Consider the following 24,786-nt stretch of genomic DNA (forward strand, 5'->3'; position numbering starts at 1 on the left):
TCCTTGAGGATCGAAAAGAATGGTTCAGCGGAGGCGGGTGACGGGGCGGGCCGCAGGAGGTGACGGCGCGACGGGCGACGCGGTGCTGGTGTCAGTGCCGGCGGTGGCCGTGGCCGGCGAGACCTGGCGGGCGGCGGCCAGACGCCGGCTTTCGGGATCGACGACCTCGCCGACGAAGCCCGGATCCGAGGTGGAAGGCGCTGCGCCGACCGGGTCCGCGCCGAGGACGTCGTCGAGCAGTTCCCGGGTCCGCAGAACGTTGACCATCTCGTGCAACCGGGGATCGGTCCGTTCGGCAGGACATGCGGCGACCCCGTCCTCGGCGACCTCCAACTGCTCCCGGACGTCCTAGAGCATCCCGTGGGCGGCGGCCAGCCGAGTCCAGGTCTCGAAGGCGGGGTTGTGGTGCGTGTCGTCGAACGCCAGACGGACACGGGTCCAGTCGGCCGCAGCGGCGACGAGTTCGGTCAGCTGAGGCAGCGCGCCGACCAGCGCACCGTTGACCTCCTCCAGAATTCCCGCGACCTCGTCGGGCGTTGCGTCCTCGGTGAGACGGGCGATCGTCCCGCGGACGGAGTATGGGTCGGCGGAAGCACTGGGCAGGTGCCGGACCTGCAGCGGCTCGTCGGAGCCGGGCGCCACACCGCGGTGGGCGAGCCGGATGTTGTGCTGCATCGCGGCACCGACGGCCTCGCCAATGCTGGAGTAGTACTCAGGCACGTATTCCTCCTCAGCGGTTGTCTCAGGTGGCCGGGGCGGGGACGAAGGCGGTCGGGGTCACCGTCGGGGGCCCGGGACGCGTGACGGGTGCACGGCAGTGTTGGGCGGCGCCGTTTCGGAGCCGGGTGCCGAGGAGACCTTGGTCTTGGCCGCTGCGGGCGACGTGGCCAGCGCGGCGCCTCGCTGATCGGACAGAGCCGAGGACCGCGTCCGTGCCTCGGTGCGGGAATCGGAGGCGGTGCCGATGTGGAGCAACTCGTCTTCGGAGCTGATGAGTTCGGACTGTGCCGCGCTGAGGAACTCTGCGGCGATGTCGAACCGGTCGGCGAGGTTGTACGCCTCGTCGTCGAGGTCGTAGATCTGCTGGCCTGCCGCCTCCAGAGCTTCCCGGGCGCGTTCCAGGACGCCGTGCTTAGGGTGAAGGAGGTGGTCGACCGCCCGCTGAAGGTCGGCCCCGTCCTCGGCGGCCCTGATCCGGTCGGTGATCTGAAGGAGTTCCGCTCCGGCGGCGTAGGGCCCGAGGACAGGTATCGGGGGGCTCATCCGGGCCGTGTCCAGGGAGGGCGGTAGGTCGACGTCGTAGCGGGCGGCGCGGAGCATCTCGGCCGCGTGGGTGGCGATGGCGACCTGGTCGGCGAGCGGCATGGTGGTGGGCAGGCGGTGGCGTCGGCCGTGCCAGTCGTCGATCTGCTTGAAGCCGGCGTGCTTGAGGAGCTGGGCGGACAGGTCGTCGGTGGCACCCTTGGCGACGACGCTGCCGCTGAACTCGGACGTGATGATGATCGAGGGGGCAGGCATGTGGCCTCCTGGGTACGGGGGCTGAGGCGGGAACGGCAGGCCGGCCGTGTTCGGCGACGAGGCGCCGGCACTCGGACCGCCAGGGAGAGGATCCGCCGGATCCGAGGTTTGGCCCGGCCGGGGATCGCTGATAGAGGCCGAGACAGCTCGGGGCCCCGGCGCAGAAGGAGGCGGGCGCCCCGCCGCAGCGGGGCACCCGGTCAGTCAGAAGTACGGGTTCTCGGTCGGCCGGTCGGCTTCGACGGCGGCCTGGAGAAGCTCGGCGAGGTCAGCGGGCATGGAGGCGCGCTGATCGATCCACCACCCTGCCCGGGTCACGGTGCGCGCGCCCTCCTCGATCGCCTCCCACTCCGCCTCGGTCGTCTCACCTTCGAGGACCAGCGCCGTGTAGGCGACGGCCATGATCTGGTGGCGACAGCGCACACCCCAGGCGACGGCCCGCTCGGTCCCCTCCAGAGGGGGCATTCGGTACTGCTCGGACCAGGCTTCGGACTCGGCCTGCTCCTTGGCGCGTTGGGCCTTGAGCCAGGCGGCCTTGTCCTGCTCGTCGCCCTCTTTGGAAGCACGCCAGCAGGCGGTGCATTCCTGTTTGGCGAGCCAGTCGGCGAAGCCCGCCCGGCGGTCGGCCGCTCGGTCGGACAGATTGCGGTCGGCCTGGTGACCGCAGGTGTGGTTGATCGACCAGATGGTCTTCACGGCCATGAGGCCATCTCCTTAAGGAAGTTGGATCAGCGGGTGTGGGAGAACGCGATGCGCGGGTCGACCGGACGGGGCGCCGCAGCCGGGGCGGCGGGCGCGGGGACCGGCGCCTTGCCCGGGAGACCGGAACGGGCGGGGCTGGCGGCGAGCGCGGCGGCGCTGATCGGAAACGCACGAGGGGTGCCCCGGCCGCGCGCACGGGACGCGGCCGGTACGGGAGCAGGGCGAGGACGTGCTGTTACGTCCTGAGCGAGGCGAGGCTGCACCGCGACCTGGACACCGGACCGGTGCAGCGCCAGCGTGGCGTCGGCGACCTTCCCCAGGGCCTCGTCCCGAGGTGTGCCGACGGGGAGTGCGTACATCTCCAGGCTCGGGATGTGGCGCCAACCGTGTTCCACCAGGGCCAGTTCGGTGAGCTCGGAGGCGTGGTCGTCGGTGGCCGCGACGATGCCGAGGCGTGGATGCTCGGCGAAGGCGACATCGGGCTCGCCGAGCGGAGCCCGGTCGTGGACGGGCGCCGTATCGCGTGCCGGTGAGGGGGCGAGCGCGGCGTCCACGTCGACCTGGTAGCCGGACTTGCGGAGCAGCTGGACGGCTCGGGCCGTACGGCCCTGCCCGTCACGTTCCTGGTCGGCCAGCGCGTACAGCGTCGGCTGGTCCGGGACGGGGTGGAAGTCGAACCGCGTCAGCATCCACGCGCTGGCGGGGAGGTTCTTCGGGTTCGCGGCGACGATGCCGTGGACGGGGTGGTGGCCGAAGGCGAGATCGGGCAGTTCGCTGTAGTGGCTGGGCATGGCGGATCCATCCGGGGTGGGCTCGGTCGCAGTGGTGGTCGCGGGACGGATCGCTTCTGCCGATGCGGTACACGAAGAACTCCCAGACAGTGTGGTCAGCTCCCGTGGGCGGACGAGGGGCGCGCGGGCGGCAGCGCGGTGCGCGCGGACGACACCGTCGACGGGACGGCTGGGACCGCGTGGTGTCCGGCCGACGGCGCAGGGGTGAGGGCGGCGCTCACCCGTGACGGGTCAGAGGCGAAGCCCGTGCGGTTCGGCGTCGCGCCGGTGGTGCGCCCTTCGACGGATCGTTCCTGTTCCTGGTGCGGCGGAACGTCAAGCCGGTCCAGGTACGCGTCGACGGCGGTGAGCAGGTGCGGGACGCTGCCGCTGTGCCGGGCATCGGGGCCGTCGGGCTCGGAGTCGTAGACCACTTCGTACACCGCGGGCTCGGCGGACGGGTGGCGGGTCACCGTCCAGCTCTCGGGCGACTCGGGGTGCTCGGACGGCGGCTCCTGCGGCGGAGAGATGATCAGCGAGCTGCCGTCGGGGAGCTCGGCGTGGACGATGTAGTCGCTGAGGCCGTACTCGGCGGTGCACTCCAAGCCGCGCTGCCGGAGGGCAGCAGTGAGGGCGGCGTACCGGTGGGCCTGTTCGGAAGCCGCAGGCCGGGAGGGCGGCGCACTGATCCGCGCGAAGGTAGTGAGGGCGTTGTCGGGGTGCATGGGGGTTCTCCGTTGCCGGACGCCCCGCGCCCACGGCATGAGCCGCAGGCGCGTGGCGCTGGAAGAGGTGCAGGGGCCCACGAGGGTCCGGAGATCGGCCGGTTTGGCGCTGCCGTGATTCGGCGCTAGGAGCGTCAGCGGGAACGGCCGGTGGCCGGCGGAGTCGGCGCCGGGGGGACAGGCGGCGAACAGGGAGAAGAGGGAGCGGTGCCGCGGGTGCCGGGAGCGGACCGGGCGAGGGCCGCGCGCGCCCGTTCGGTGTGCGCAGGCCGTTCGGTGTCCGCCCGGTTGGCCAGGTACTCGGAGGCCCGGACGAGCGCCGGCCCCTGATAGGACAACTCGTCCGCGTAGTGCCAGCCCTCGGAGTTGCGCTGCTCCTCCGCGGTGTCCTGGTAGAGCGCGAGTGAGCCCGGCTGCGTGGCCTCCATGAGCGCCATGACATCGGCCCACTCGTCCCGGATCCGGCCCGCGCGTTCCAGCGTGGTGTCGATCCCGCGCAGACGGCGCAGGTCGTCGCTGACCGGCCCCTCGACGTAATCGGGCCCGTCGGCGCTGGCGCGGACCCCGGCCAGCACCTCGGGCCCGTGGTCGAGGAACACCTCGGTGTGCTTCCACGCCTCGGCATCGCGTTTCACCTTGCCGTCCGCGTAGCCCTCCTCGTCGAGGGGCCAGCCGTCCTGGTCGCAGAAGGAGTCCGAGACGGCGTCCCAGGCGTCGGACGCCTTCTTGATCCCGGCTGCCGCCGCGGCCAGTGCCGGCAGATGCCGTCGCCACCCGAGGTGACCACTGCTGACCGACGACGGACTCTCGGGGGCCGCGGATGAGGAGGAAGCCTCACCTGCGCTCATCACTGCACCTCCCGGCGTCGGACGGGCGCCAAGGGCGCTTCAGTTTTCGTGAACCCGGTGCTCTTCGCGGCCATGCGGGCATCGGTGTCGAACAGCTCGCGTTCCGCCGGGTGCAGGATGTGCTGCGTGATGAAGGAGCGGCCGGCGACCTTCCACAGGCCCCGGCCCTTGGTCAGGGCGGACACCGCCTGAGTCTCGACGCCGGTCAGGCCGAGCAGGGAAGCGGCGGCGGCAAGCTGGTCGGGTTCCTGGCGGTAGATGATGCGGGTGGAGCAGTCGGCCAGGAGCCCCTCGGCCAGCACCCGGCCGCGCGAACCGGCATCGCCCGCCGAAAGCAGATCGCTAAGCCGGTGGATGACCATCAAGTTCGCGATGCCCAGACCACGGGAGAGCTTCCACTGGCTCTGCATCCGTTCGAGCAGGCCGACGTGGCGCATCAGCCGCCACGCCTCGTCGTAGATCACCCAGCGTCGTCCGCCGTCGGGGTCGGCAAGGGCGGACTCCATCCACGCGCTCGCGCAGGTCATGGCGAGGACGAGGGCGGTGTCGTCTCCGGACCCGCCGAGGCGGGACAGATCGATGGACAGCATCGGCGCGGTCGGATCGAACGCCACCGTCGAGGGGGCGTCGAACATGCCGCTGAGGTCGCCATGGACCAGGCGGCGCATAGCGTGCGCGAGGTCCTGGGCAGCGGAGCCCAGGTGCCCGCCTTGGCGGCCGAGGGCCTGGTCGAGGCGCTCGGGCGAGCCGAGGGCGTGCGCGATCTCGCCGAGCAGCGGCACCGCGCCCCGGGCGGCGGCCTCGGCGACGACCAGGTCGAGGGCGAGGTCCAGGGCGGTGTGCTCCATCGGCAGCAGATCGCGCTTCAGTACGGTGCGCGCCAGGCCGGCCAGCAGCAGAAGGCGCCGCTTGCGTACCTCGGTCGCCCAGTCGTCCTCGCTGACCGAGGCGGGCCGGGCCGGGGCGTCCAGCGGGTTCAACCTGCCCGGCAGGCCGGGGCCGAGCGCGATGCTGTAGCCGCCGAGGGCCTGCGCGACGCCGGTCCACTCGCCCTTCGGGTCGCAGGGAATGTAGATGCGGTAGCCGTGGGCGATCGACCGCGTCGCGATGGACTTCGCCAGCGCCGACTTGCCCATGCCGATGATCCCGGCGAGGACCACGTTCGGGTTCGTGAAGCCCTCGATCCGGCCGCTGTTGTACAGCGAGAAAGGATCGAAACAGAAGGCGGCCTCGGCGTGGACGTCACGGCCGATGAAGACGCCCTCGGCCCCCAGACCGCCCTCGGCCACGAAGGGGTAGGCCCCCGAAGCGGTGGCGGTGGTCATCCGGTGGGCGGGCAGGCGGAGTTTGCCGCCGCGGGCCGAGGCTGGGCCGGGACGACCGGCCGCCGGATAGGTCGGCCGCAACTCCAGGTCGAGGGCTTCTTCCGTGCGGTGCTTGGGTGCCGTTTCGGCGAGCCGGGCCTGACGGCGGGCCTCGGCGAAACCGGCTCGGGCGGCCCTCTGCTCGGCACGCGACGCCTTGCGCGGCACGTAGAGAGGGGAGGCACTGGCGCGGGGGCGGGACATGAACGTTTCTCCAGACTGGATACGGGTCAGCGGCGCACGAGGCCGGTGAACGGCGCGTGCAGGTCGGCCGGGGTGGTGCGCCGGCGCACCAGGTGCGCGGTGCGCTGGTGGCGCTGGCAGATGGTCAGCTCCGGGGCCCCCTCGGGAAGGCCCGCCCGGCATGCCTCGCGCTCGGGCACCTCGCCCGAGTCCGGCCGGGGCGCCGCGTGGTAGGCGGCGTGGAGGTGCTCGGCGGCCTGCCAGATGCGGGTGCGGGCGGCACGGAGCTGCTCGCCCTCGGCCGGAACGAGCCGACCAGTGCGGATGGCGTGGGCGTCGAGCAGCCCGTGCACCGCGACGAGGTGCGCGTGCAGGGAGTCCAACTCGGCACGGGTGCTGACCAGCGGGCCGCCCGGGATGTTGAGCGCGCGGTGGAAGTCGAGCGCGGCGGTGGCGAAGGGCACGAAGTCCTGCGCGGTCGAGCTGGCGGTGCGGGACATGAGGGGGCTCTTTCGGAAGGTGAGGAAAAGGCCGGCGTCAGGCGGCGAGCGCGAGCGGCAGGGCGGCGGCGGTGAACGCCTCGGCCTGCTGCCAGGTCAGCGGCCGAACGTCGAGCTGGGCCCCGACCGCGGCGGTCTCCACGACCGCGCACGCGGTACGGAGTTCGTCCTCGGAGTCGGCCGAGACGGTCAGCAGCCCGGTCAGCGCGACATCAGCGTGCCCGGCGATGAGCTGGCGCTCGCGGGACTTGATGTCCTGGTACTCGACTGAGTCCGCCTCGGAGTCGACCTGGCCGCGCCGGGCGCGCTCGGCGGCATCGGCGATCACACTGGCCTTCTTACGCTGGACATCGCGCAGCGCGGCGTCCAGGCCCTTCGGCTCGTAGGAGAGCGACAACGTGCGCCGGACCCCGCCGGTGAACAGGAGCTGGTGCAGGAACCCGGCCGACGTCTCGGTCCTGGGCCAGTTCTCCACCCAGTACGTGGCGTGGACGGCCGAGTCGGTCACGATGTGGTCCGCCTTCTCGACGACCACGACGGGCCCGGCGGCGGCAGGATCGGCCTCGGGACGGCCGTCGGCCGACCAACGATCCAGCGGCGCAAGGGCCTTGGGGTCGTACGCGGTGCGCACGACCGCCGCGATCTCCCGGGCGGTGAGCCAGCCGGCCGGATTCAGACCGGCGGTCCGCGCGGCCTGATCGAAGGTGGACGTGAGCTGCGCCAGAACACTGAAAGCCCCGGTCAGCCCGCCGCCGGCCTGATTGATCAGGCGCCGTGCCGCCTTGGTGTCCAGCGACACCGCGACGTACGCCTCGTGCGGCGCGGCTGCCGGGCCCGCGCTCTGGATCAGCTCGCTGTAGATCGGCCCCGCCGTGGCGGCGTGCGGCTGCCCGTGCTCTTCCCAGTAACGGCGCAGGGCGTCACCGGAGTCCGGGACCGTGCGCTCGATCACCTGGATGCGGGCGACATGCCCGGTACGGGCGAGAGCGGCCAGAGCGCGTCCCCAGCCATCGACGTTGGCCTGCTGGGTACCTGGGTCGAGCAGCGCGTAGGCGCGGGAGGACACCTTCACCACGGCGGTCAGCGTGCCGCTGTGCGGGTCGTGGACCGCCCCGTAGCGGCCGTCCGGCGCGGTGGCCACGCGCAGGCTCGCGGCGGTACCGGGCAGGTGGAGCAGTCCTTCGCGGGTCGGTCGGCGGGAAGGGCGGGTGAGCCAGACGAGCTGGCCTCGCATCCGGCGCAGAACGTAGCGGGTGACGATCGGAGCCCAGTCCGCCAGGGCACGGCCTCGGTGGCGGACGAAGACGAGGAGGGCGATGACGGCCCACAGCGGGATGAGCTGGAGGGCGCCGACCACGCCGCGTGCCAGGACCACGGCGAGGAGGAGAAGGCCGGTGAGTCCGGCGACGATCAGTTGCGGGGCGGTCAGGCCGAGCAGGATGCCGCGCCTGCTGCGGTGGGGGAACTTCACGGTGGCCGAGGGGGCCTGGTGCTTGCCGGACAAGGGGGTTCCAGACGGTGAGGACGGACGGAGGGCAGAGAGTGCGGCGATCTTCTGGATGCCATCACGGAACCTTCCTGCTGGTCGGGTGAGGCGGGGGCGGGCCGAGGAGTACGGCCCGCCCCCGGGGTGTGGTGGGTCACGAACCCCTAGGCGGCTGGGTGGGGAACACCCAGGTCGTCGGCGTCGGAGAACCGGCGGCCGAGGGCCCGGGGTCGACCGGCGGTACAGGGGCCGGCCTGCTGCCCGGTGCTGACGTGCCCGCCAGATGTCCGGAGCCGCCCTGGACGGTTACCTCGGAAGACCCCTCCGCTTCGCCCTCGCCGGGGCGCGTGATGAGCGGTGGGATCCCGGGCCGCTGGATCAGGGCCCGGCCCTTGTCACCGGTGGCGTTCGGATCCTCGCCGTACCGGAATCGGGTCTGCTGCTTGGGCGGCCCGGCGTCGATGCCCTCCTTGCTGAGGGTGCCGCCGGAGGGGTTGATACCGGAGGCAACACCATCGGTGCCCGCGCCGGGGACCTTGTTCGGGCCCTGCGGAGCGGGGGCCCCGGTACCGGCCTGCATCGCCAGGGAGCCCGCGGTCTTCGCCGCCCCGACGGCGACCGCCATGCCGGCGACGCCGGTGCGGTGCAGGTCGTCCTGCCCACCGCCGTCGGACGCCCAGTGGACGAACTTGTACGTCGCGTAAGGGCAGAGCAGAACCAGGACCATCACGACGATCCCGGCCATCGCGTCGGAGAGCGCGGTCATGCCGTCGGTGGTCTCCGTCTTGCCGAGAGCGGAGACGCCGATCAGGAAGACGACGGTCATCAGCAGTTTGGAGACGATCAGGGTGGCGGTGGCCTCGATCCAGCCGCGTCGCCACTTCTTCGCGACCTCCCAGCCGCCGCCGGCCCCGGCGAAGACGGCGAGCGTGACGAGGATGAGGATGCCGACCTTGCGGGCGACCATGACACCCCAGTAGAGGAAGGCGCCCACTGCGCAGCCGACAGCGATCAGGACTGGGACGGCCCAGCCCATCGGGTACAGCGCACCAAGCATGTTGACCTTGACAATGCGGCGGACCGCATCGTCCACGGAACTGTTCGCGGCCTGGAACAAGCCGTCCGACAACGCGTCGACGACGGTGATGGCGACGGACGTGAAAGCGATGGCGCAGAAGCTGAAGAGGACACCGATCATGGTGCCGATGGCGGCCTGGGCGAGGGCGCGTTCGTCCCGCCTCCACGCCGCGGTCATCAGCTGAATGCAGAAGGTTCCCACGGTCAGGGCGAGCCCGATGGGAAGCAGCAACTCGTAGTTGTCCCGGAACCACTTGGCGTCGAGGTCGATGGCAGTGGTCATATCGACAGCATCGGAAGCGAGATCCGTAGCGGTCGCCGCCAGTTCACCCGCTGACTTCGCGAGCCATGCGCCGATGCCGTCGGTCACTGCTCCGGACGGGTTGCTGACGAAATCAACGGTGCCGCAGACCTTGTCCATCAGAGGGAAGTCACAGACTCCCATGGCAGTACCTCCTTTCTGTGGAAGGGGTCAGGGAGCGACGGACGGCATGACGCCGACCAGGGCGCAGGGATGATTGGGCCGGCACTGGACCGCGAGGGTGGCGGACCGGCTCTCCGCGCCGCCGGCGCGCGAGCCCTTCCAGGCGATCGACTGCTTGCCGGAGACGGTGACCGCGTACACGTACGCCTCGGTGATCGCCCCAGGGTCCTCCTGCAGGGCCTGGGTGAAGGCGTTCGGGAAGTGCCCCTCGTGCACCTTGACGGTGGCGAACTGGCCGTTGGCGGCCATCTCCTTCCACAGCGCGCGCGAAGGGACGACCTTGTCGACCGAGGCCGGGTCGGCGTACTTCGACTCCGTCGTCAACCACCCGTGCAGCGCCTTCCGCAGCCCGGCCTGCGAGTACGCACGGGTGTCGTAGGACCACAGCGCAGCGGCGGCTGCCTTCCCGTACGTGATCGGGTCGTGGGTCTTCGGCGGGACAGGAAGAGCACGGGGCCGGGTATGCGGGCCGGCTGGTGCCGCGGGCGAGGAGGAAGCCACGGGCGAACTCGGCGGTGGAGCCGGGGTTTTCGAGGGGCTCCTGCCGTCGCGAGTGAGATAGGCGGCCAGGCCGGCGAGGGCGACGAGCACCACCAGGACGACGGCGCCGAGCAGCGCCCGGCGGCGCACGCGCGATGCGCCGCCGGGATGGGGGGAGTGCTGAGCCATCAGTGGACCTGCGTCCCGAGCGTGCTGAAGAACGCCACCACGCCGTTCGCCGCGCCCAGAAGAAGGGCCGCGCCGGCGCTGACCAGCACGCCCTTCTTCCCGTTCGCCTCCGCCTGGTGGCCGCCGGAGTGGTGGCCCCAGGCCCACACGCCCGCGCTGACGGCGAGGGCGCCGACCACGGCCACGAGACCGAAGAGGTTGATCGAGCCCATCACCTGCTTGAGGACGGACAGACCCGGCAGGCCACCCTCGTTCGGCTTGATCCCGGGATCGTAGGCGAGCTGTATGACCTGCTCGGCGAGAAACATGGAACTCCAGTTCGATTTATGGCACGCCAAAGCCCGCACGGGCGAAGCGGCGTTGAGAGAAAGAGCGGGGAGAGGAAGCGCCGGTCAGACGACTCGGCGAGCCGCGAGAATGCGCGGTTTCCAGGAGGCGAGGGTCGCGATGCGGACCACGTCGCCGGTGTGCGGGGCATGGACGATCAGGCCCTGCCCGATGACCATCCCGACGTGCTCGGGCACGGCGGCCGTCCCCTCCGTGAACACGAGGTCACCCGGCCGAAGGGCGCCGATGGACACGGCTTTGCCGTCCTTGACCTGCGTGTACGTGGTCCGCGTCAGGGGCACCCCGGCTGCCTTGTACGCCTGCTGCATCAGGGAGGAGCAGTCGCACCGGCCCATTGCGTCCTTGCCGTGGGAGTTCTTGCAGGTCCCGCCCCACTGGTAGGGCGTGCCGAGCTGCCCGAGCGCCCACCGGATCGCCGTCTGCACCTCTCGCGACGCGTTGGCGGGGATCTTGTACTCGTCGGGCAGAGCGCCGGCCGGGATGGTGCCGAAGTCCGTCCCGTCACCGTCCGCCGAACAGCCACCCGCGTCCTCGGGCGAGGAGCTGCCGGTTCCGGCCGAGCCGGAAGACGAAGGACTCGGCGACGGGGCGCCGGCCTTCGGCAGCAGGGGCTCGATGGCCTTCTGCAGGGCGGTGGCCAGCGGCTCCCACTTGGCGTACGCCTCGGGGAAGCCCGACTTCTGCACAGCCTGGGCGGCCTGGGTGACGGACAGGGACTGCCAGCCGGACACCTTCTTGAGCCCCTCGTAGAACTTGGTGCTGGCGTGCACCGGGTCGAGGATCTCGTTCGCCGTACCCCAGCCCTGCGACGGCCGCTGCTGGAACAGGCCCAGGCTGTCGCGGTCGCCGTAGGTCAGATTCCGAAGGCCGCTCTCCTGCAGGGCGGTCGCAAGGGCCACGACCTGTCCACGGGCCGGGATGTTCATCGCGACGCCGGTGGCCTGGATCGTCTTGGCGTTGGGCACCTGCTCGGACGGGTCGTCCAGGCCCGGCACGGAGACCTTGCCCTTGTCGCCGCCGTGCAGGATGGCCTTCACCTGCTTGGCGACCGCCCCTGCATCCACCGCCTGTGCGCCGCCGGTCGAGCAGGAGGCCGAGGCGGTTCCGGCGCCGATGGCGAGGATCGGAATGGCCAGCAGCAGCGGGCCGGTTGCGCAGAGACCGACGAGGGCTCCGGTGGTCTTCTTCATCGCCGCCGCCGTTCACCGAGACGTTGGTGTCGGCCAGGTGACCGCGGTGGGTCGGGGCACGGGTGTATCAGGGCATGCTGCATCGCAGCGGCTCCTCGACGTTCGTAGGAGGCGCGGTGCCGACTTCTCGTGCAAAGCCGCCGGCACCGCGCCGATGTGCATCCGCCGCTCGGGCGGGCCCGGGTCAGAAGAGTCGGTAGCTCCCGGACGCCGGTTTCAGGTCACGCGCGGCAGCCAGCCGCGCTCGTAATCTCAGGCAGCACACCGGGACCCCCTCACGACGCTCGCGGACAGATGGGCAACGTGCCGCCGACGCTGCTCGATTGGACGAGACAACACGGATAAGCACAGGTCAACTGGGGTGGAGTGAGGCTCCTGCCCGGCGACACGGCGAGACAGTAGACCGGGATTCCGGCCGCACCAAACGACCCCCGCACCCGGGCCCTCGGTCCGGCCCGCCTCGTTAGGTGCGGCCGGAGACCGCCGCTAACCTCCGGCACAACCCTGCTCCGGAGGAACGCCGTTGAGCGCTGCCCGGAGCAGGAGCGGACCCGCTATGTCCTGAAAGAGGCCCCCATGACTTACACGCTGCACCGAGGCGATGCCCTGACCGTCCTGAAGTCCCTCCCGGACGAGAGCGTTAACGCGGTGATCACCGACCCCCCGTACAACTCCGGTGGACGCACCAGTTCGGAACGCACCGGACGTACCGCGCGTGCCAAGTACGTCACCGGCAACTCGGCCCACGACCTCGCCAACTTCCCCGGCGAGAACCGCGATCAGCGCTCTTACCGCTCCTGGCTGACCGAGCTGCTCACCGAGTCGTACCGCGCCTCCACCGAGCACGCGGTGGCCATGGTCTTCTCCGACTGGCGTCAGGAACCGACCACGACCGACGCCCTCCAGATGGCCGGCTGGACCTGGAGTGGCACCATCCCGTGGATCAAGCCCGCCAGCCGCCCCCGCAAGGGCGGGCCGAGGCAGGACTCCGAGTTCATCATCTGGGGCGTCAAGGGATCCCTCGACAACACCCGCGACCTCTACCTGCCCGGCCACTACATCGCCTCCCAGCCCCGCAAGGGCCGGGTCCACATCACCCAGAAGCCCGTCGAGATCATGCAGCAGCTCGTGCAGGTCTGCCCCGAGGGCGGCACCGTCCTCGACCCGTTCGCCGGCAGCGGCTCCACAGGCGTCGCGGCCTTGCGCGAGGGACGCCGCTTCATGGGCATTGAGCTGTCCGCGCACTACGCCGACGTCGCCGAGCAGCGGCTGCGTGCCGAGCTGACGAAGGACGACTTCGACCTGGCCGGACCGGAGGCGTGATCATGAGAGCAGAGAGAGCCCGGGGCCGGTGGGCCGCAGACGCCGAAGGGCGGCTGGTGCATCGAGTTACGGATGCACCAGCCGCCCTTCCCGTTGCGTCAGGCCGCCTCGAACGCCCGCCGGATCAGCGGCGCGGCCTTCTCCAGGTCGGCCGCCGACACTAGGCGCACCTCCAGGTCGCCGGTCCCGAGGTGCCCGATGCCGCGCATGTCCCGGGTGAAGCCCTCCTCCAACTCGACCGAGTCCGGGTCGAGTCTGAGGTACACCAGGATCGCCTCGTGCTTCGGACGGAAGATCACCGACGCGACGTTCACCAGCCGCCGGTAGGCGATGTAGTGCCGCAAGACCGCGACCTCGACCTCGCCCCACGCGGTCAGTGCCTCGTCCAGCTCCCTGTACAGGTCCCGCAGGCACTCGGGAACGAGACCGGCACCCATCGGCGCAGAAGCCGCCGGAACCTTCGACGCGCGGGTGACCACCGTGTCCCGCCCCTGATTCCGTCGGGACGAAGCGGCGCTCGGCGAGCCGGGCGAGGAATCGACGAGCAGCAGACTCAGCAGGCCGCCCTCGAACACCCGATAGCGCACCAGGTCGATCCGCTCGGGCAACCGCTGCACCGCCACACGGTCGTGGTGCGAGAACCCGGCCGCGATGCAGACCATCCGCGGACGACGCCAGTCGATCGACTCGGCAGCCTCCACGCCCAGCACCTTCCGAACGAGCGCCTCGAACTCGTGGCGCGCCAACTCCAGCCACGACAGATAGGAAACGGCCTGCGACAGCACCCCGCTGTCAGAGCCCTTCTTGAACTCGATCACCACCGGGAACCCGTTCTCGTCCAACCCCAGGGTGTCGATCCGCCCCCGATGCCACGGACCGGTCGCATACTCCGACGCCACGAACCGGATGCCCAGCATCTGCTCCAGACCAGCCTCCACCCGCCGCTGCAGCTCCACCTCCAGCGCCACTGTCGAACCAGACAGCTCGACATCCCGCCCGTCCGCGTCCCGTCGGAACAACAACAGCTCGGCCACCAGCACCCCCTCCCCTGATCTCTGCAGAGACCAATCAACGGGAGGCTCTGGTTATTCCGACGTCGGGCAGCGGCAGGGGCGGTTTGCCCAGTCCCCGGGCCGGTACGCCCGTGCCAGGGGCGGGCGCCAATCAGTGGCCTGAAAATCCTGGCTTGTGTCGGTGTTCGTACTCCTCCGGATTCCCCGAACGTTCGGGGGTCTTCCAGCTCGACCATTGGATCGGCCAACCGCAGGATCCGGGCAGCACCTCGGGGCGGAATCCGATGCCGCGGACGCGGCAATGGCATGAGCTCCGGTGTCTGTGCTGCCGCGAGCGATGTCCGTCTGCGGGGTGGCATGGATACCAGGGCTCCTAGTGATCTTGTCAGTGTTTGTCCGTATGATTGACCCTCTCTGGAGTTGCTGGGGGCTGCTTTCGGTCACAGGGGTGGGTGCCGCGTAATATTCTCGGGGCGCCTGGGGCGTCGATCGATCTTGTTTTCCGAGGTAGACGCCGGATTCTTGATCTTGCCAGAGGTTGTGTGATCTCCTGGTGCTCGTTCTTCTCGTCCGATGGAGGTTGGCGCAGTGCGCAGGCAGCACTATGGGGTGCCTCTGGAGCGAAGCGACTACCTGGAGCTCAAGCGTCACAGGTACAGCTGCAAGCCCGAGAACTTCGACAGGTGGCTCGGTGGCTTCGGTGCTGGCAAGCGCTTGGCCGTCGACCTCTTCTCCGGAGCTGGTGGACTGAGCCTCGGACTGGAGCGAGCCGGGTGGACGGTCGCAGCCGCGGTCGACTTCGACGAGCGGGCGCTCCAGACGCACGCCGCGAACTTCCCGGGCATGAGCCTCCATATGGACCTGGGTAATCCTGACGAGCGTGACAGGCTCGTCGAGATGCTGGCGCCGGCCAAGATCGATCTGGTGGCCGGCGGCCCGCCGTGCCAGCCGTTCAGCAGGGCTGGCCGGAGTAAGATCCGCAGCCTCGTGGAGCATCATGGCCGCGATCCTCATGATCGCCGCAAGGAACTGTGGAGCGCCTACCTCGACGTCGTGAAGCGCCTCCGGCCGCGTGCGGTCCTCATGGAGAACGTGCCGGACATGGGTCTCGGCGACGACTTCTTCGTGGTGCGCACCATCGAGGAGCAGCTGGAGGGCCTCGGCTACGCGACGCAGGTCCGCCTGGTCGATGCGTGGAAGTACGGTGTTCCGCAGCACAGGAAGCGACTGATCCTGCTCGCGAGGAACGACGTGGAGCGCTTCTCGTGGCGGCAGGAGCTGGAGCACGATCAGCGGACCACACTGCGTGACGCCATCGGTGACCTTCCGGTGCTGCCTGTCGTACCCACCGAGCGTGTCGGGCAGCGCGAACTCCCGTACGACGAGCCGTCCGAGCTCTCCAGGTTCGCTCAGGACATGCGTAAGTGGGCGCGCAAGGACCGGGTATGGGACCACATGACCCGACGGGTCCGGGAGGACGACGCGGAGATCTTCTCCAGCATGGACTCCAAGACCCTGTACTCGGAGATCACCCCGGAACTGCAGCGCTACAAGGCCGATCACTTCACGGACAAGTACAAGAAGCTCGACTGGGCGGACCTCAGCAGGTCGATCACCGCACACATCGCCAAGGACGGCTACTGGTACATCCACCCCGACCAGGATCAGCCGCGCACCCTCACCGTGCGCGAGGCCGCGCGGGTGCAGACCTTCCCGGACAAGTTCCGATTCGCCGGCACGCGCAGTGACGCCTTCCGTCAGATCGGTAACGCTGTGCCTCCCCTTCTTGGCGAGGCTGCGGCGGAGGCGCTGCTGCCCGTGGGTGACGAGCGACCGAGCGAGGGTGGACTCCAGCCGCACTGGCGCACGGTGCGAAGGGATCTGACCGCCTGGGCTGAAGGACGGCGTGAGTCGGAGGACTGGTACCAGCTTCCGGGCGAGCAGATGTCAGGCTTGCAGGCCGCCGTCGTGGCCATACTGTCCGGGACCCGGATCCAGCCCGCGCAGCTGGCGGCGATGGTCGAGGTCGTGCGGGGGCGGACGTCCCTGAGCAAGGCCGCGCTCGAGGCACTCACTGCGGCGGCACCCTCCGAGGCGGCGAAGGCGCGGGTCGCCCGGCTAGCCGCGGTGGTCGGCAAGTCGAGTGTCTGGGGCGACGAGGAGAAGGTCGGCGAGCAGCTGAAGCTGAAGCCGGCTGAGGCGACGGTCTACCGGCTGCTGGTCGGCGAGGATCTCCTGTGGATCGGGCAGGGGGCGCTGCGCGTCGCCGCCCGTCTGCACGGTAGCGATTCGGATCGCACGAACAGGCTCAGCGACGGTCGAGTGGACTTGGTGAAGCTCGTCGGAGCTGGCGAGGACGCGCCTCTGCGCATGGCGGCGCTGCGGCTCATCGGAAGCAGCTTGTGCCGGGCCAAGGAGCCGCTCTGCGAGCTGTGCCCCCTGAGCAAGTACTGCGTCGCCAGGGAGAGCGTCTCGGGCGACCTGTTCACGGATGCGTTGACCGGGACCCACGGACGGGAGACGGTGCCGGCCCAGGCTCGCGAGCCTGGGCGCACTGCCGGGCGACGCTGAGCGCAGCGCGCCCGACGTCCGCCCTGATCTCGCACTCCCAGACACGGACGACGGTCCAGCCGGCGCCCTCGGCTGCTGCGGTGTTCCGGCGGTCGCGCTCCTTGTTGGTCTCGATCTTCGCTTCCCACAGGGAGGCGTTCGGGCCGCGGAACGTCTTCGGGCCGTGCACAGGACATCCGTGCCAGAAGCACCCGTCGACGAACACCGCCACGTTGTACCTGGGCAGGACGAAGTCCGCCGTGCATCGGGCAGCCACCTTGCGCTGTAGACGGAACCGGAGGCCGAGCCGGTGTACGGCACGCCGGAGGGCCACCTCCGGCTTCGTGTCGCGGACGCGCCGACCACGCAGATGGCCGCTCAGCTCGGTGCTGACCCACTCCGCGCCCGTGGTCTCCTCACGTGCTGCCATACCTCAGCCCCAGCCCGTCGTCGGCCTACGAGTGCGAGGGTGCCACACTCGTCCCATGCTTCGTGAACCTGCAGAACTCCGTGTCGACGACCACGGCCGGGTCGAGCTCCCCATCGGCCTGCTCGCGGAGGCGGGCATCGCACCGGGGGCGGACCTCCTGGCCTTCAGCGACGGAGACGGGCGGATCGTGCTCCGCCGCGCCGAGGACGCCATGAGGGACCTGCTCGAGCGCGGGGAGCTCTGAAGGCCGACGACGAGTCAGCCCTATGGACCGGGGACGAACCCGAGCGACAGCGCCTCGTTCCGTGCGTGCAGTGCCTGTACCGCCTGTGGCTCGGGGATCTCCTGGTCGAGTTCGAGTCGTCTGCCGACGTACTGCGCCAGCTGGCGCTGCGAGGGATCCAGGTTGTGCGTCTCCTTCGCCCATCGCTCGACGGCGTACCACTCGTCCGCCGGGATCGAAGCCACCTCGTCGCGGGCTCCTTGGCCGCCTTCCGCGCCTCCTACGAGAGCCTCCTCGTCCAGTGGGTGATCGCGGAGTTCCGCCTCCAGGTCACCAGGCACGGACCACGACACGCGGGAGACGGCGTCCCAGCAGACTGCCTTTTTGGCCCACTCACCCACGTGGTTGCCTTCGCGCGGTCTGGTCACCGCCCGCATCACCCTGGGACAGAGGTCGTCGATCGCCGCATCGACGGCAGGAGAGACCCGTTGCTCTCGCCAGATCCGGTCGAGGTCGATGCGCTGCTCTGTTGCGAGCGACAGACGAGCCATGGTGTACGTCGTGATCATGCTCTTGTAGCTGCCGGCCTCGTGGTTCGCCGCGATGCGGTCGATCGCCTTGAAGAGGATGGCCATGGCGATCACGCGTTGGCAGTACTGGACGTCGACGCGCGGGGGCGCCTCGCCGATGCGGTCCATGAACACGGCGAAGTTCTTCTGCGCGCCACGGCTGACCTGGAATGGAAGGTGGTTCCAGGAGTTGGCGTACTTTGCGAGGTCCGCCTTGGTGAACTTCTGCTTCGTCGGGTTGAGCTTCTTGAACGTGCGCTGTTTCGCGGGCGTCCGGGCCTTGGCCACCTCGTCGGTGTACTGGCCGCGCGCCCGTTCGTAGAACCAGTGGGTCTCCTGGCCACTGCCGTCCGTCGCCGGCGCCCACAGGGAGCGGGTGATCCGCTGTAGGGCCACGTGGTACTCGTGGTTCGAGCTGAAGTCGACCAACGTCACGCGGTTCTGGGTGTTCGAGTACTCGGAGATCATCGGGACGATCTCCGAGAGCCGCTCCGGGGAGACCTCCGTCAGTTTCATCTGCACGGCCACATGCGACAGGTCCGCCTTGTCGCGGCTGGAGGCGTAGTGCAGGGAGGCTGTCGTCTGCCCGCCGTTCACGACCTGGAGCCCGTGCACGCGGGAGATGCCCGTGGGCCTGCCTTCCGGGTCGTAGGCGAAGTCGACCTGCGAAGCGGTCGCCGTGATGCCGTTGTTGTACGCCAGGAACCTGCCGGGGGAGTTCAGCAGGGTCTCCCGGATGCCACGGTTGACCGACCCGCGGGCCTGGAGGAAGGAACGGACGTTCAGTTCGAGGAGCCTCGTCCCGTACTCCCCGTAGAGCTCGGCGAGCCTCTGCCCGGGGATCACGGCCATGGTCACCGAGTGGTCGGGCTCACTACTGGACGCCGCGACGCAGGGCAACGGTGGGACGAACGAGACGATGATGGGTTCGCTGATGCTGCCGGAGGTGGCGTGGCGGTGCAGCCGTGCCAGGTCCCACACCTCGTGGGTCACGGGGAGGCCGTCGAAGTCGGTGGGCGGGACCGCGGTGCTGGTGCCGACGCGGTTGCTCAGGAGGAAGAGTCGTATCCTGCGCACTTCGGTGAGCGCCTTCTCCACCGCCGCGCACATGTCGTAGACGTCGAAGGACTCGTCGATGTGCTGGCGCAGTCCGTCCCGGCACCGACGGACGAACGTGAGGAGCCGTTTGAAGGCGGTTTCGGTCTGCCCCTTCGTGAGCTTGGACGCCAGCGGCTCCAGATCGAAGTCCGTGACGAAGAGGTCGAGGCACTCCCCGGAGTCCCCGATGCCGTAGCCGTGAACGAGGTGACCGTGTGCACCGTGAAACGCGGTGAACGTGTTGGACGCGATGCCGGCCTGCTCCAGGTCCTCGAACACACGCCGCGTGAACGCCTCCGGAGTGGTGGTTCTCTCGGCGTCGGCTGTCGCCTGGACGTCAGCGACGAGGTCGCGGGCGTACTGGGACAGGTCGAGCTCAGGCATGGGTTCCCCCGATCAGTGCGGTCACCTCGTCGGTCGTGGCGCGGTGCTGGTCCAGCCCCGAGGTGCTCACGTTGTACGTGCAGTCACCCACACCCTCGGGGAGATCTGCCTCGACGATTCTCGGGAAATCCTCTCGTACGTGCCAGAAGCACAGGTCACGGAGGGTGTACCGAGGCTCTTCGTACAGGTCTCGCTGTGCCGGGAGGTAGCCGGCCTGTACGAGCCGGCCGTCGAATGCGGCGCGCACGAGAGGGCTGCTGAGCTGCTCGCGTATCCGGTCCACCAGGCGGTTCAGGCTCTCGCCCGAACCGCCTCGACGTTCGTCGAGCATGGCCAGGGACAACAGGAGCGCGGGCGTTCCCGTGTCGTCCAGCTGGCGTTCACTGGCGATCCGGATGCTGCGGGGACGCCTGGCGGTGCTGGCCTTCGTCTCGACGGCGACTCCGGGTAGCTGGAAGTCCTGGTTGGCTCCGCTTGGCCCGGCCCAGGAGTCTACGGCCTCGGCCGGCCCGACGACGGGCAGGATGCGGTCGCGCAGCAGCAGGAGCTCGCCGACAAGCCCGCGACGAGCCTCGGGGCCGAGACCGTCCCTGCCCACGGCGCGCAGGAGGTCCTGCCACCGCTCGAACCTCTCCACGGCTGCGGTCAGAGCCGCTGCGGCTCCGGGGGCTTCCCTCACCGTGTCGGCGACGTCGGTGACGAGGGGGTTGAACACCTCGCGGAGCTCGTCCGCGGTGAGGACCACCTGGAGCTCGTACTCGAGACGCGACACGGCGCTCAGGTTCATCTCCAGGCCAGCCGCGCTGGGCAGCCGGGTCACCGATCGCACGATGTGGTCCGCGGAGCGGGCGTCGGTCCTGAGCACGAGCATCCGCCGCTGTGCCGGGTGGGAGACTGACAGGAAGACGTCCAACGGGGCGTCAGGATGCAGGCGGATGCGGGACCGTCCGGGGGCGTCCTGGGGTGCCTCCAGGTCGCGCCACTCGGCCTCGGTGACGGTCACTCGCCGTCCTCCTCGTCGTCGAAGGCGTCGTCAAGCCCTTCCTGCTTCCAGATGCTGTTGACGACGTACTCCGTGTCCGACTGGTGCTCGGAGAGAGGGAAGTTCACCTGGAACCCCACCAACGGAAGCTGCCTCTCGCTTTCCGCCCCCTTCGGTTCGATCACGTAGATCAGGAGCAGCGCTTGGTCCGGCCGGCGCTTGAAGCGCAGCTGCTCACCGGAGGGCGATTCCGGGACCTTCTCCCTGCCCTTCTTCTTCGCGACCAGCCGTGTTGCCTCGAGGGCGGCATCTACCTGGGCCGGGTCGAGGCCGATCTGCTCGTCCCGAGGGCTTACCACTCGGCGGATGATGTACCGGCCATCAGTCTTGTACCCCGGGTCGTTCAGCGGAGTCCGGGTCACGGGCCCCACCCCATGGCCCGCGACGTCGTGGGGTTTCGCCGTCGACTTGCCGATCAGGCACACCGTCCACTCCGCCAACTCGTCTACCCTCGCGCATTGATCGATGTATTTCGCGATGAACCGCGGGCGGACCCTCCGGGCCACCCCGTCCGTCACGTAGCCCGAGAGGAAGTCGGAGACCGCCTCGCGGGGCACACCGCTCCACTTCACTGTTCCGCCGGGAACCTCTGCCCTGCCCGCCGTGAACCCGTCGAGACGCCGGACGAAGTCCTCGAGTGTCTTGAGGTTGTGTTCCCTCGCCCTCTGCGAAAAGTTGAAGAGCGTCGTCTCGGGCCCTTCTCCGGAGTAGCTGAGCTTTACAGGCGTCCCCTGACGCATCTTGTTGGGGGCTGTGATCGTGAGTCCGAGCGAGGAAGCACGAACCTTCAACCCGAAGTCCCTCGGCGTGAGGTTGAGTGCCGCCATCTCTTCGACCTCACGGCGCAGTTCGTCGGTGGCGGCGGTCACCTCGACGTACTTCGCCTGAAGGTCGGGGGTGGTGTACAGGCGGCACAGGTCCTCGTGGCCCGGTCGGTACCCGAACCACCGCCCCATCTGGAGGAGGGTGTCGTACGTGCTCGACGTGCGCAGGTAGTAGCTGACAGTCAAGCCCTCCAGCGTCAGCCCTCGGGACAACTTCTGGCCACCGATCGCGATGACCGAGAGACCGTTCCTGCGGTGATCGTAGTAGTCGAGCGCGTCGCGCGAGGCACCGTTCACCGTCTTGACGACGACCTTGCGCAGTGCTGGCAGGAGCTGGCTAGACACCTCGTCCCACGTGACAGGCTCGGTCTCGTCCACAGGGAAGTGCTCCGTGGTGGGGACGAAGTCGCGCTCCCAGAGAGCCTGGAACTCCGCCATACGCCCAGCAGCCTGCCCATAACGGTCACGGAGCGAGTCCACGAGGAGTCGCAGGTGGTCATCCACCTGGTCACGCACGATCCCCTGGACCGCGGTGAAGCGGGTGACGTGTACGAGCATGGAGTTGTGCACCCGCACCTGCCCCCGCGCTCTCCGAGCGGCGGAGGCCAGAACGAACGAGGCGATCGACTCGCGCAGGGACTCCGGAAGGTTGTCGGAGGGAACGAACGAGGACTTGTGCTTGGTGGGGATCCAACTCTCCGCATCGTCGACGGAGCGCACGAGCGGCAGCGGAGCGATGTCGTCCTCGTCGTCACTGTCGACCTGGAGCCCGAAGACGCGTTCCGGACCGAGGTAGTTGGACGGTGAGGGGAGTGTGCGAATGAAGCTCTCGGGGAACAGGTCGGAGCCGAAGGTGGCGTGTTCGACGTCGGGATCGATGTAGATGTTGGCGAACGGCGTTGCGGTGTACCCGACGTATGCCGACTTCTCGAAGCTCCTCATCAGCTCGCGGATCGCACCGTTGGTCTTGGTCGGGTCCGCCTCGGGGTCACGCTTGGTGTTGATCGTGGCGTTGTCGGCCTCGTCGTCGATGACGAACAGAGGGATGTCACGTACGACCTTGCGGCCCGTTTCGTCCTCCGTTCCTTGGACGTCCGTCACCCAGTTACGCAGGTACTCGAGGATCTTCCAGTGCTTCTTCACCACGAGCACAACCGGGAAGTGCCCAAGGTGAACCGAGTTGAATGCGCTCGCCGTCTGGCGCCCGAAGTCACCCTTTTCGGAACTGTTGGTCGGTGACGCGATGACCAGCCTCTTGCCAGGCATCCGCCCCGCGCCCATGCGACTGGACTTCCCCGCCTCGTTGGAACGCTGCTGATGTTGGGAGTCGAAACCGAGAAGACCCTCGTCCACACGTAGTTGTGTCTGGCTCCGCAGATCGTTGTGGATGCCGGCGAGAATCACCACGAGCTGATACCCGGCATCCACTGCCTTCGAGGCTAGCCCGATGTACTGTCCCGTCTTGCCCGACTGGACCTGCCCGATCACCAGCCCTGTGCGGCGCCATGAACCTTCTCGACGTGGGTCCTCAAGCTGGCTCAGCACCTCGTCAGTGCTCTGGTCCAAGCGACGTACGACGAGCGGAGGCAGGTTCTTGACATCCTCGAGGTAGCGGCGGTAGCGCTCCCAGAAATCCCACTCGCGGTCGTTCTTGGCCTCCGGCAGCCAGGGCTTGTGGTCCGTGTCGCTTTCCAACCCGGAGGAACCCTCCTGGAAAACGGCCGTCATGGCCTCGATCTCCTTGGCCAACTGTTCCCGGTCCACTACCTCGCCCTGGCCGGCCAGCATCCCGAAGATGACCGTGACCGCGGTCTGTACTTCCTCGGGGGAAGGCTGGCGGTCCTGGGAGAACATCGCGAGCACCAGGCGACGTGCCCTGGCCAGGGACTCGTCGGATTCCTCAGGGGTGATACTCACAGCGGACCTCCGGTTTGCGGGAGTGGTATCGGGCAGGCTAAAGGCGACCTCTGACAGCGGGTCACCCGCTCCAGAAGCCCTGCATCTGGTCGAAGGGCGGCATGTGCCGCAGACGTTCACGGGCGGCGGAGGGCGAACGGCCATCGGAGACCATCGCCTCGTAGATCCGCTGCGCAACCTCTGTCGCTCCGGCATCGGCCGGCCCGGAGCCTCCGAAGGGCTCGGGATCGTCGCTGGTGTCCGTCTCGTGCATCACGCGGAGGGCGGTGACCGGCACGGTCTCCTCGAGCAGACGGATCAGGGCACGCACGTCATCCGAGCTCGCACCGCCAGGACGCAGAGCTGCCTTCACCAGGGGGTGCCCCCGGTTGACCCTGCAGGTGACCCGGTCGTCGACACGACGGACGTTCCAGGCGTAGAGGAGCGGATCCCCATGCGTGCGCGCCGCGATCTGCCCGCGGTACCGCAGCACGTCGGCGGCCCTTCTCCGGGCCTGCAGGGCGATGCGACGGAGGTGGGAACGCAGGGCGACCGGCGGGACGACGCTGGACTTCCGGACGTCGACCCCCCACTCGACGTCCGTCTCGGCGGGGATGTCCACGGCGATCCGTGCCAGGTTGTACTTCTCCTCGCGGCGTAGTCCGCGCTGTCCGAGCCAGTCGCCCGCAAGGATCAGACGGTCCCGGCGGTACACGTAGAACCCCTGCTGGTCGAGCCAGCCACGCGGGCCGCCGGCCTTCTCGTACTCGTCCGGGGCGAGCCTCTGCGCGCTGGGGAGGACGAACGCCTCCACCCGTACGGAACCCGATCCCAGCGGCAGGCGCTCGACGGGAAGCGGTTGTACGGACGGGTGGCGGGACAGGAAGGGGTCCCATGGCTCGACGGCGGTACCGGACACCCGGAGGTTGCGGCGCCGGCCTCCGGTGAGGAACCGCGCGAAGACCATCCCCAGATGGGACTCCGTGCGGGCGGCCTCCGCGTAGAACTGCTTCTGGGTCCGCTCGTCCTCCACCGTCACCGCGTCGACGTGGTAGCCGTTGAGGCGCCGCCACAACACGACCGTGCCGTGGTTCGCCTCACCCCGGATCCTGTCGAGCAACTCGCTGGTCGTCTCGTCCGCGCCGCGTAGCAGCCGCCACTCGCCCGTCCTCTCGACGACGTCGAGGTCCCACGTGCGCACGTGCCATTCGCCGGTGGTGGCGGTGGCGACGGTGAGCTGCCGGGCCTGTGAGAACGAGGCCGACTTGAGGCCGACGCCGAAGCGCCCCAGGTCCGTGGCGCTTCGGGGCGTCGCAGGGCCTCGCGCGGCCACGGTCATGGCGGTCACGAGCTCGCTGGCTGTCATCCCAGCACCGTCGTCGGCAACGGCGATCCAGGAATCCTGCCCGGCCCAGGTGAACTCGACGTCGATCGTGGACGCCCCCGCGGAGATGCTGTTGTCCACGAGATCCGCGATGGCGGCAGGCAGGGAGTACCCGAGCGAACTGAGCGAGGCGACCATGCCCGCCGGCTCCGGAGCTGCTATGTCGTACGTCACGCCGAATGTCCA

23 protein-coding genes are annotated in these 24,786 nt (G+C 69.3%); 3 read left to right on the forward strand and 20 right to left on the reverse strand.

Annotation, left to right across the window (positions count from 1 at the left end):
- Positions 1 to 24: 24 nt before the first annotated feature.
- From AB0D53_RS27895 to AB0D53_RS27960, 14 genes are all read right to left on the reverse strand, one after another.
- Complete coding sequence (locus AB0D53_RS27895) at positions 25 to 333, reverse strand: hypothetical protein (RefSeq protein WP_362451452.1); 309 nt, start codon at positions 331 to 333, stop codon at positions 25 to 27.
- 15 nt (positions 334 to 348) lie between these two features.
- Complete coding sequence (locus AB0D53_RS27900) at positions 349 to 720, reverse strand: hypothetical protein (protein WP_362451455.1); 372 nt, start codon at positions 718 to 720, stop codon at positions 349 to 351.
- A gap of 57 nt (positions 721 to 777) precedes the next feature.
- Entirely contained in the window at positions 778 to 1,518 is a 741-nt protein-coding gene (locus tag AB0D53_RS27905) for a hypothetical protein (RefSeq protein ID WP_362451457.1), read from the reverse strand.
- A gap of 204 nt (positions 1,519 to 1,722) precedes the next feature.
- The gene (locus AB0D53_RS27910; RefSeq protein ID WP_362451459.1) at positions 1,723 to 2,220 is read right to left on the reverse strand and encodes a hypothetical protein; all 498 of its coding nucleotides are present in this window, start codon (positions 2,218 to 2,220) and stop codon (positions 1,723 to 1,725) included.
- Between the two features lie 26 nt (positions 2,221 to 2,246).
- Positions 2,247 to 3,011: a hypothetical protein gene (locus AB0D53_RS27915; protein ID WP_362451461.1), complete on the reverse strand. Its 765-nt coding sequence runs from the start codon at positions 3,009 to 3,011 to the stop codon at positions 2,247 to 2,249.
- A gap of 95 nt (positions 3,012 to 3,106) precedes the next feature.
- Positions 3,107 to 3,715 carry a hypothetical protein gene (locus AB0D53_RS27920; protein WP_362451464.1) on the reverse strand — a complete coding sequence of 203 codons (609 nt, stop codon included), beginning with the start codon at positions 3,713 to 3,715 and terminating at the stop codon, positions 3,107 to 3,109.
- 134 nt (positions 3,716 to 3,849) lie between these two features.
- Positions 3,850 to 4,563 (reverse strand): hypothetical protein, encoded by a 714-nt coding sequence (locus AB0D53_RS27925; protein WP_362451466.1) that lies wholly within the window; start codon positions 4,561 to 4,563, stop codon positions 3,850 to 3,852.
- Entirely contained in the window at positions 4,563 to 6,131 is a 1,569-nt protein-coding gene (locus AB0D53_RS27930; protein WP_362451468.1) for an ATP-binding protein, read from the reverse strand. The genes AB0D53_RS27925 and AB0D53_RS27930 overlap by 1 nt, the downstream gene beginning before the upstream one ends.
- 26 nt (positions 6,132 to 6,157) lie before the next feature.
- Positions 6,158 to 6,610: a DUF6238 family protein gene (locus AB0D53_RS27935; protein ID WP_362451471.1), complete on the reverse strand. Its 453-nt coding sequence runs from the start codon at positions 6,608 to 6,610 to the stop codon at positions 6,158 to 6,160.
- 37 nt (positions 6,611 to 6,647) lie between these two features.
- Positions 6,648 to 8,114 carry an SCO6880 family protein gene (locus AB0D53_RS27940; protein WP_362451473.1) on the reverse strand — a complete coding sequence of 489 codons (1,467 nt, stop codon included), beginning with the start codon at positions 8,112 to 8,114 and terminating at the stop codon, positions 6,648 to 6,650.
- A 136-nt stretch (positions 8,115 to 8,250) separates the two neighbouring features.
- A complete protein-coding gene (locus AB0D53_RS27945; protein ID WP_362451475.1) occupies positions 8,251 to 9,618 on the reverse strand; it encodes an ATP-binding protein in 1,368 nt (455 codons plus the stop codon).
- A 27-nt stretch (positions 9,619 to 9,645) separates the two neighbouring features.
- Positions 9,646 to 10,326, reverse strand: coding sequence for a hypothetical protein (locus AB0D53_RS27950; protein WP_362451477.1), 681 nt, complete (start codon positions 10,324 to 10,326; stop codon positions 9,646 to 9,648).
- Positions 10,326 to 10,634, reverse strand: coding sequence for a DUF6112 family protein (locus tag AB0D53_RS27955; protein WP_362451481.1), 309 nt, complete (start codon positions 10,632 to 10,634; stop codon positions 10,326 to 10,328). Before AB0D53_RS27955 ends, AB0D53_RS27950 begins: the two co-directional genes overlap by 1 nt.
- A gap of 84 nt (positions 10,635 to 10,718) precedes the next feature.
- Positions 10,719 to 11,864, reverse strand: coding sequence for a C40 family peptidase (locus tag AB0D53_RS27960; RefSeq protein WP_362451483.1), 1,146 nt, complete (start codon positions 11,862 to 11,864; stop codon positions 10,719 to 10,721).
- Positions 11,865 to 12,440: 576 nt separating this feature from the next.
- On the opposite strand from AB0D53_RS27960, the gene AB0D53_RS27965 reads away from it, so the two are divergent.
- On the forward strand, positions 12,441 to 13,187 hold the full coding sequence (locus AB0D53_RS27965) for a site-specific DNA-methyltransferase (RefSeq protein ID WP_362451485.1): 747 nt from the start codon (positions 12,441 to 12,443) through the stop codon (positions 13,185 to 13,187).
- A 98-nt stretch (positions 13,188 to 13,285) separates the two neighbouring features.
- Here the strand turns inward: AB0D53_RS27965 and AB0D53_RS27970 are convergent, their stop codons facing one another.
- On the reverse strand, positions 13,286 to 14,221 hold the full coding sequence (locus AB0D53_RS27970; protein WP_362451487.1) for a DUF5655 domain-containing protein: 936 nt from the start codon (positions 14,219 to 14,221) through the stop codon (positions 13,286 to 13,288).
- 567 nt (positions 14,222 to 14,788) lie between these two features.
- Here AB0D53_RS27970 and dcm point away from each other — a divergent pair.
- Positions 14,789 to 16,771 carry a DNA (cytosine-5-)-methyltransferase gene (gene dcm / locus AB0D53_RS27975; protein WP_362451489.1) on the forward strand — a complete coding sequence of 661 codons (1,983 nt, stop codon included), beginning with the start codon at positions 14,789 to 14,791 and terminating at the stop codon, positions 16,769 to 16,771.
- Here dcm and AB0D53_RS27980 read toward each other — a convergent pair.
- Entirely contained in the window at positions 16,686 to 17,180 is a 495-nt protein-coding gene (locus tag AB0D53_RS27980) for a very short patch repair endonuclease (protein ID WP_362451491.1), read from the reverse strand. The two genes, dcm and AB0D53_RS27980, sit on opposite strands and share 86 nt — an antisense overlap.
- 55 nt (positions 17,181 to 17,235) lie before the next feature.
- On the opposite strand from AB0D53_RS27980, the gene AB0D53_RS27985 reads away from it, so the two are divergent.
- Positions 17,236 to 17,424 (forward strand): AbrB/MazE/SpoVT family DNA-binding domain-containing protein, encoded by a 189-nt coding sequence (locus tag AB0D53_RS27985; protein ID WP_037655330.1) that lies wholly within the window; start codon positions 17,236 to 17,238, stop codon positions 17,422 to 17,424.
- 20 nt (positions 17,425 to 17,444) lie between these two features.
- Here the strand turns inward: AB0D53_RS27985 and AB0D53_RS27990 are convergent, their stop codons facing one another.
- The 4 genes from AB0D53_RS27990 to AB0D53_RS28005 all read right to left on the reverse strand — a co-directional run bounded on the left by AB0D53_RS27990 (position 17,445) and on the right by AB0D53_RS28005 (position 24,774).
- A complete protein-coding gene (locus AB0D53_RS27990; protein WP_362451494.1) occupies positions 17,445 to 19,454 on the reverse strand; it encodes an AIPR family protein in 2,010 nt (669 codons plus the stop codon).
- Entirely contained in the window at positions 19,447 to 20,457 is a 1,011-nt protein-coding gene (locus AB0D53_RS27995) for a PD-(D/E)XK motif protein (RefSeq protein ID WP_362451496.1), read from the reverse strand. Before AB0D53_RS27995 ends, AB0D53_RS27990 begins: the two co-directional genes overlap by 8 nt.
- Positions 20,454 to 23,237: a Z1 domain-containing protein gene (locus AB0D53_RS28000; protein ID WP_362451498.1), complete on the reverse strand. Its 2,784-nt coding sequence runs from the start codon at positions 23,235 to 23,237 to the stop codon at positions 20,454 to 20,456. The genes AB0D53_RS27995 and AB0D53_RS28000 overlap by 4 nt, the downstream gene beginning before the upstream one ends.
- Before the next feature lie 61 nt (positions 23,238 to 23,298).
- Positions 23,299 to 24,774 carry an ATP-binding protein gene (locus tag AB0D53_RS28005; protein WP_362451500.1) on the reverse strand — a complete coding sequence of 492 codons (1,476 nt, stop codon included), beginning with the start codon at positions 24,772 to 24,774 and terminating at the stop codon, positions 23,299 to 23,301.
- Positions 24,775 to 24,786 lie beyond the last annotated feature (12 nt).

It is taken from the genome of Streptomyces sp. NPDC048295 (genome assembly GCF_040652135.1).
Classification (GTDB): Bacteria; Actinomycetota; Actinomycetes; order Streptomycetales; family Streptomycetaceae; genus Streptomyces.

Excerpts from the sequence above, each read along its gene's own strand:
- AB0D53_RS27905 (WP_362451457.1), bottom strand. The coding sequence starts at position 1,518 with ATGCCTGCCCCCTCGATCATCATCACGTCCGAGTTCAGCGGCAGCGTC.
- AB0D53_RS27910 (WP_362451459.1), bottom strand. The coding sequence starts at position 2,220 with ATGGCCGTGAAGACCATCTGGTCGATCAACCACACCTGCGGTCACCAG.
- AB0D53_RS27915 (WP_362451461.1), bottom strand. The coding sequence starts at position 3,011 with ATGCCCAGCCACTACAGCGAACTGCCCGATCTCGCCTTCGGCCACCAC.
- AB0D53_RS27920 (WP_362451464.1), bottom strand. The coding sequence starts at position 3,715 with ATGCACCCCGACAACGCCCTCACTACCTTCGCGCGGATCAGTGCGCCG.
- AB0D53_RS27925 (WP_362451466.1), bottom strand. The coding sequence starts at position 4,563 with ATGAGCGCAGGTGAGGCTTCCTCCTCATCCGCGGCCCCCGAGAGTCCG.
- AB0D53_RS27930 (WP_362451468.1), bottom strand. The coding sequence starts at position 6,131 with ATGTCCCGCCCCCGCGCCAGTGCCTCCCCTCTCTACGTGCCGCGCAAG.
- AB0D53_RS27935 (WP_362451471.1), bottom strand. The coding sequence starts at position 6,610 with ATGTCCCGCACCGCCAGCTCGACCGCGCAGGACTTCGTGCCCTTCGCC.
- AB0D53_RS27945 (WP_362451475.1), bottom strand. The coding sequence starts at position 9,618 with ATGGGAGTCTGTGACTTCCCTCTGATGGACAAGGTCTGCGGCACCGTT.
- AB0D53_RS27950 (WP_362451477.1), bottom strand. The coding sequence starts at position 10,326 with ATGGCTCAGCACTCCCCCCATCCCGGCGGCGCATCGCGCGTGCGCCGC.
- AB0D53_RS27955 (WP_362451481.1), bottom strand. The coding sequence starts at position 10,634 with ATGTTTCTCGCCGAGCAGGTCATACAGCTCGCCTACGATCCCGGGATC.
- AB0D53_RS27960 (WP_362451483.1), bottom strand. The coding sequence starts at position 11,864 with ATGAAGAAGACCACCGGAGCCCTCGTCGGTCTCTGCGCAACCGGCCCG.
- AB0D53_RS27965 (WP_362451485.1), top strand. The coding sequence starts at position 12,441 with ATGACTTACACGCTGCACCGAGGCGATGCCCTGACCGTCCTGAAGTCC.
- AB0D53_RS27980 (WP_362451491.1), bottom strand. The coding sequence starts at position 17,180 with ATGGCAGCACGTGAGGAGACCACGGGCGCGGAGTGGGTCAGCACCGAG.
- AB0D53_RS27985 (WP_037655330.1), top strand. The coding sequence starts at position 17,236 with ATGCTTCGTGAACCTGCAGAACTCCGTGTCGACGACCACGGCCGGGTC.
- AB0D53_RS27990 (WP_362451494.1), bottom strand. The coding sequence starts at position 19,454 with ATGCCTGAGCTCGACCTGTCCCAGTACGCCCGCGACCTCGTCGCTGAC.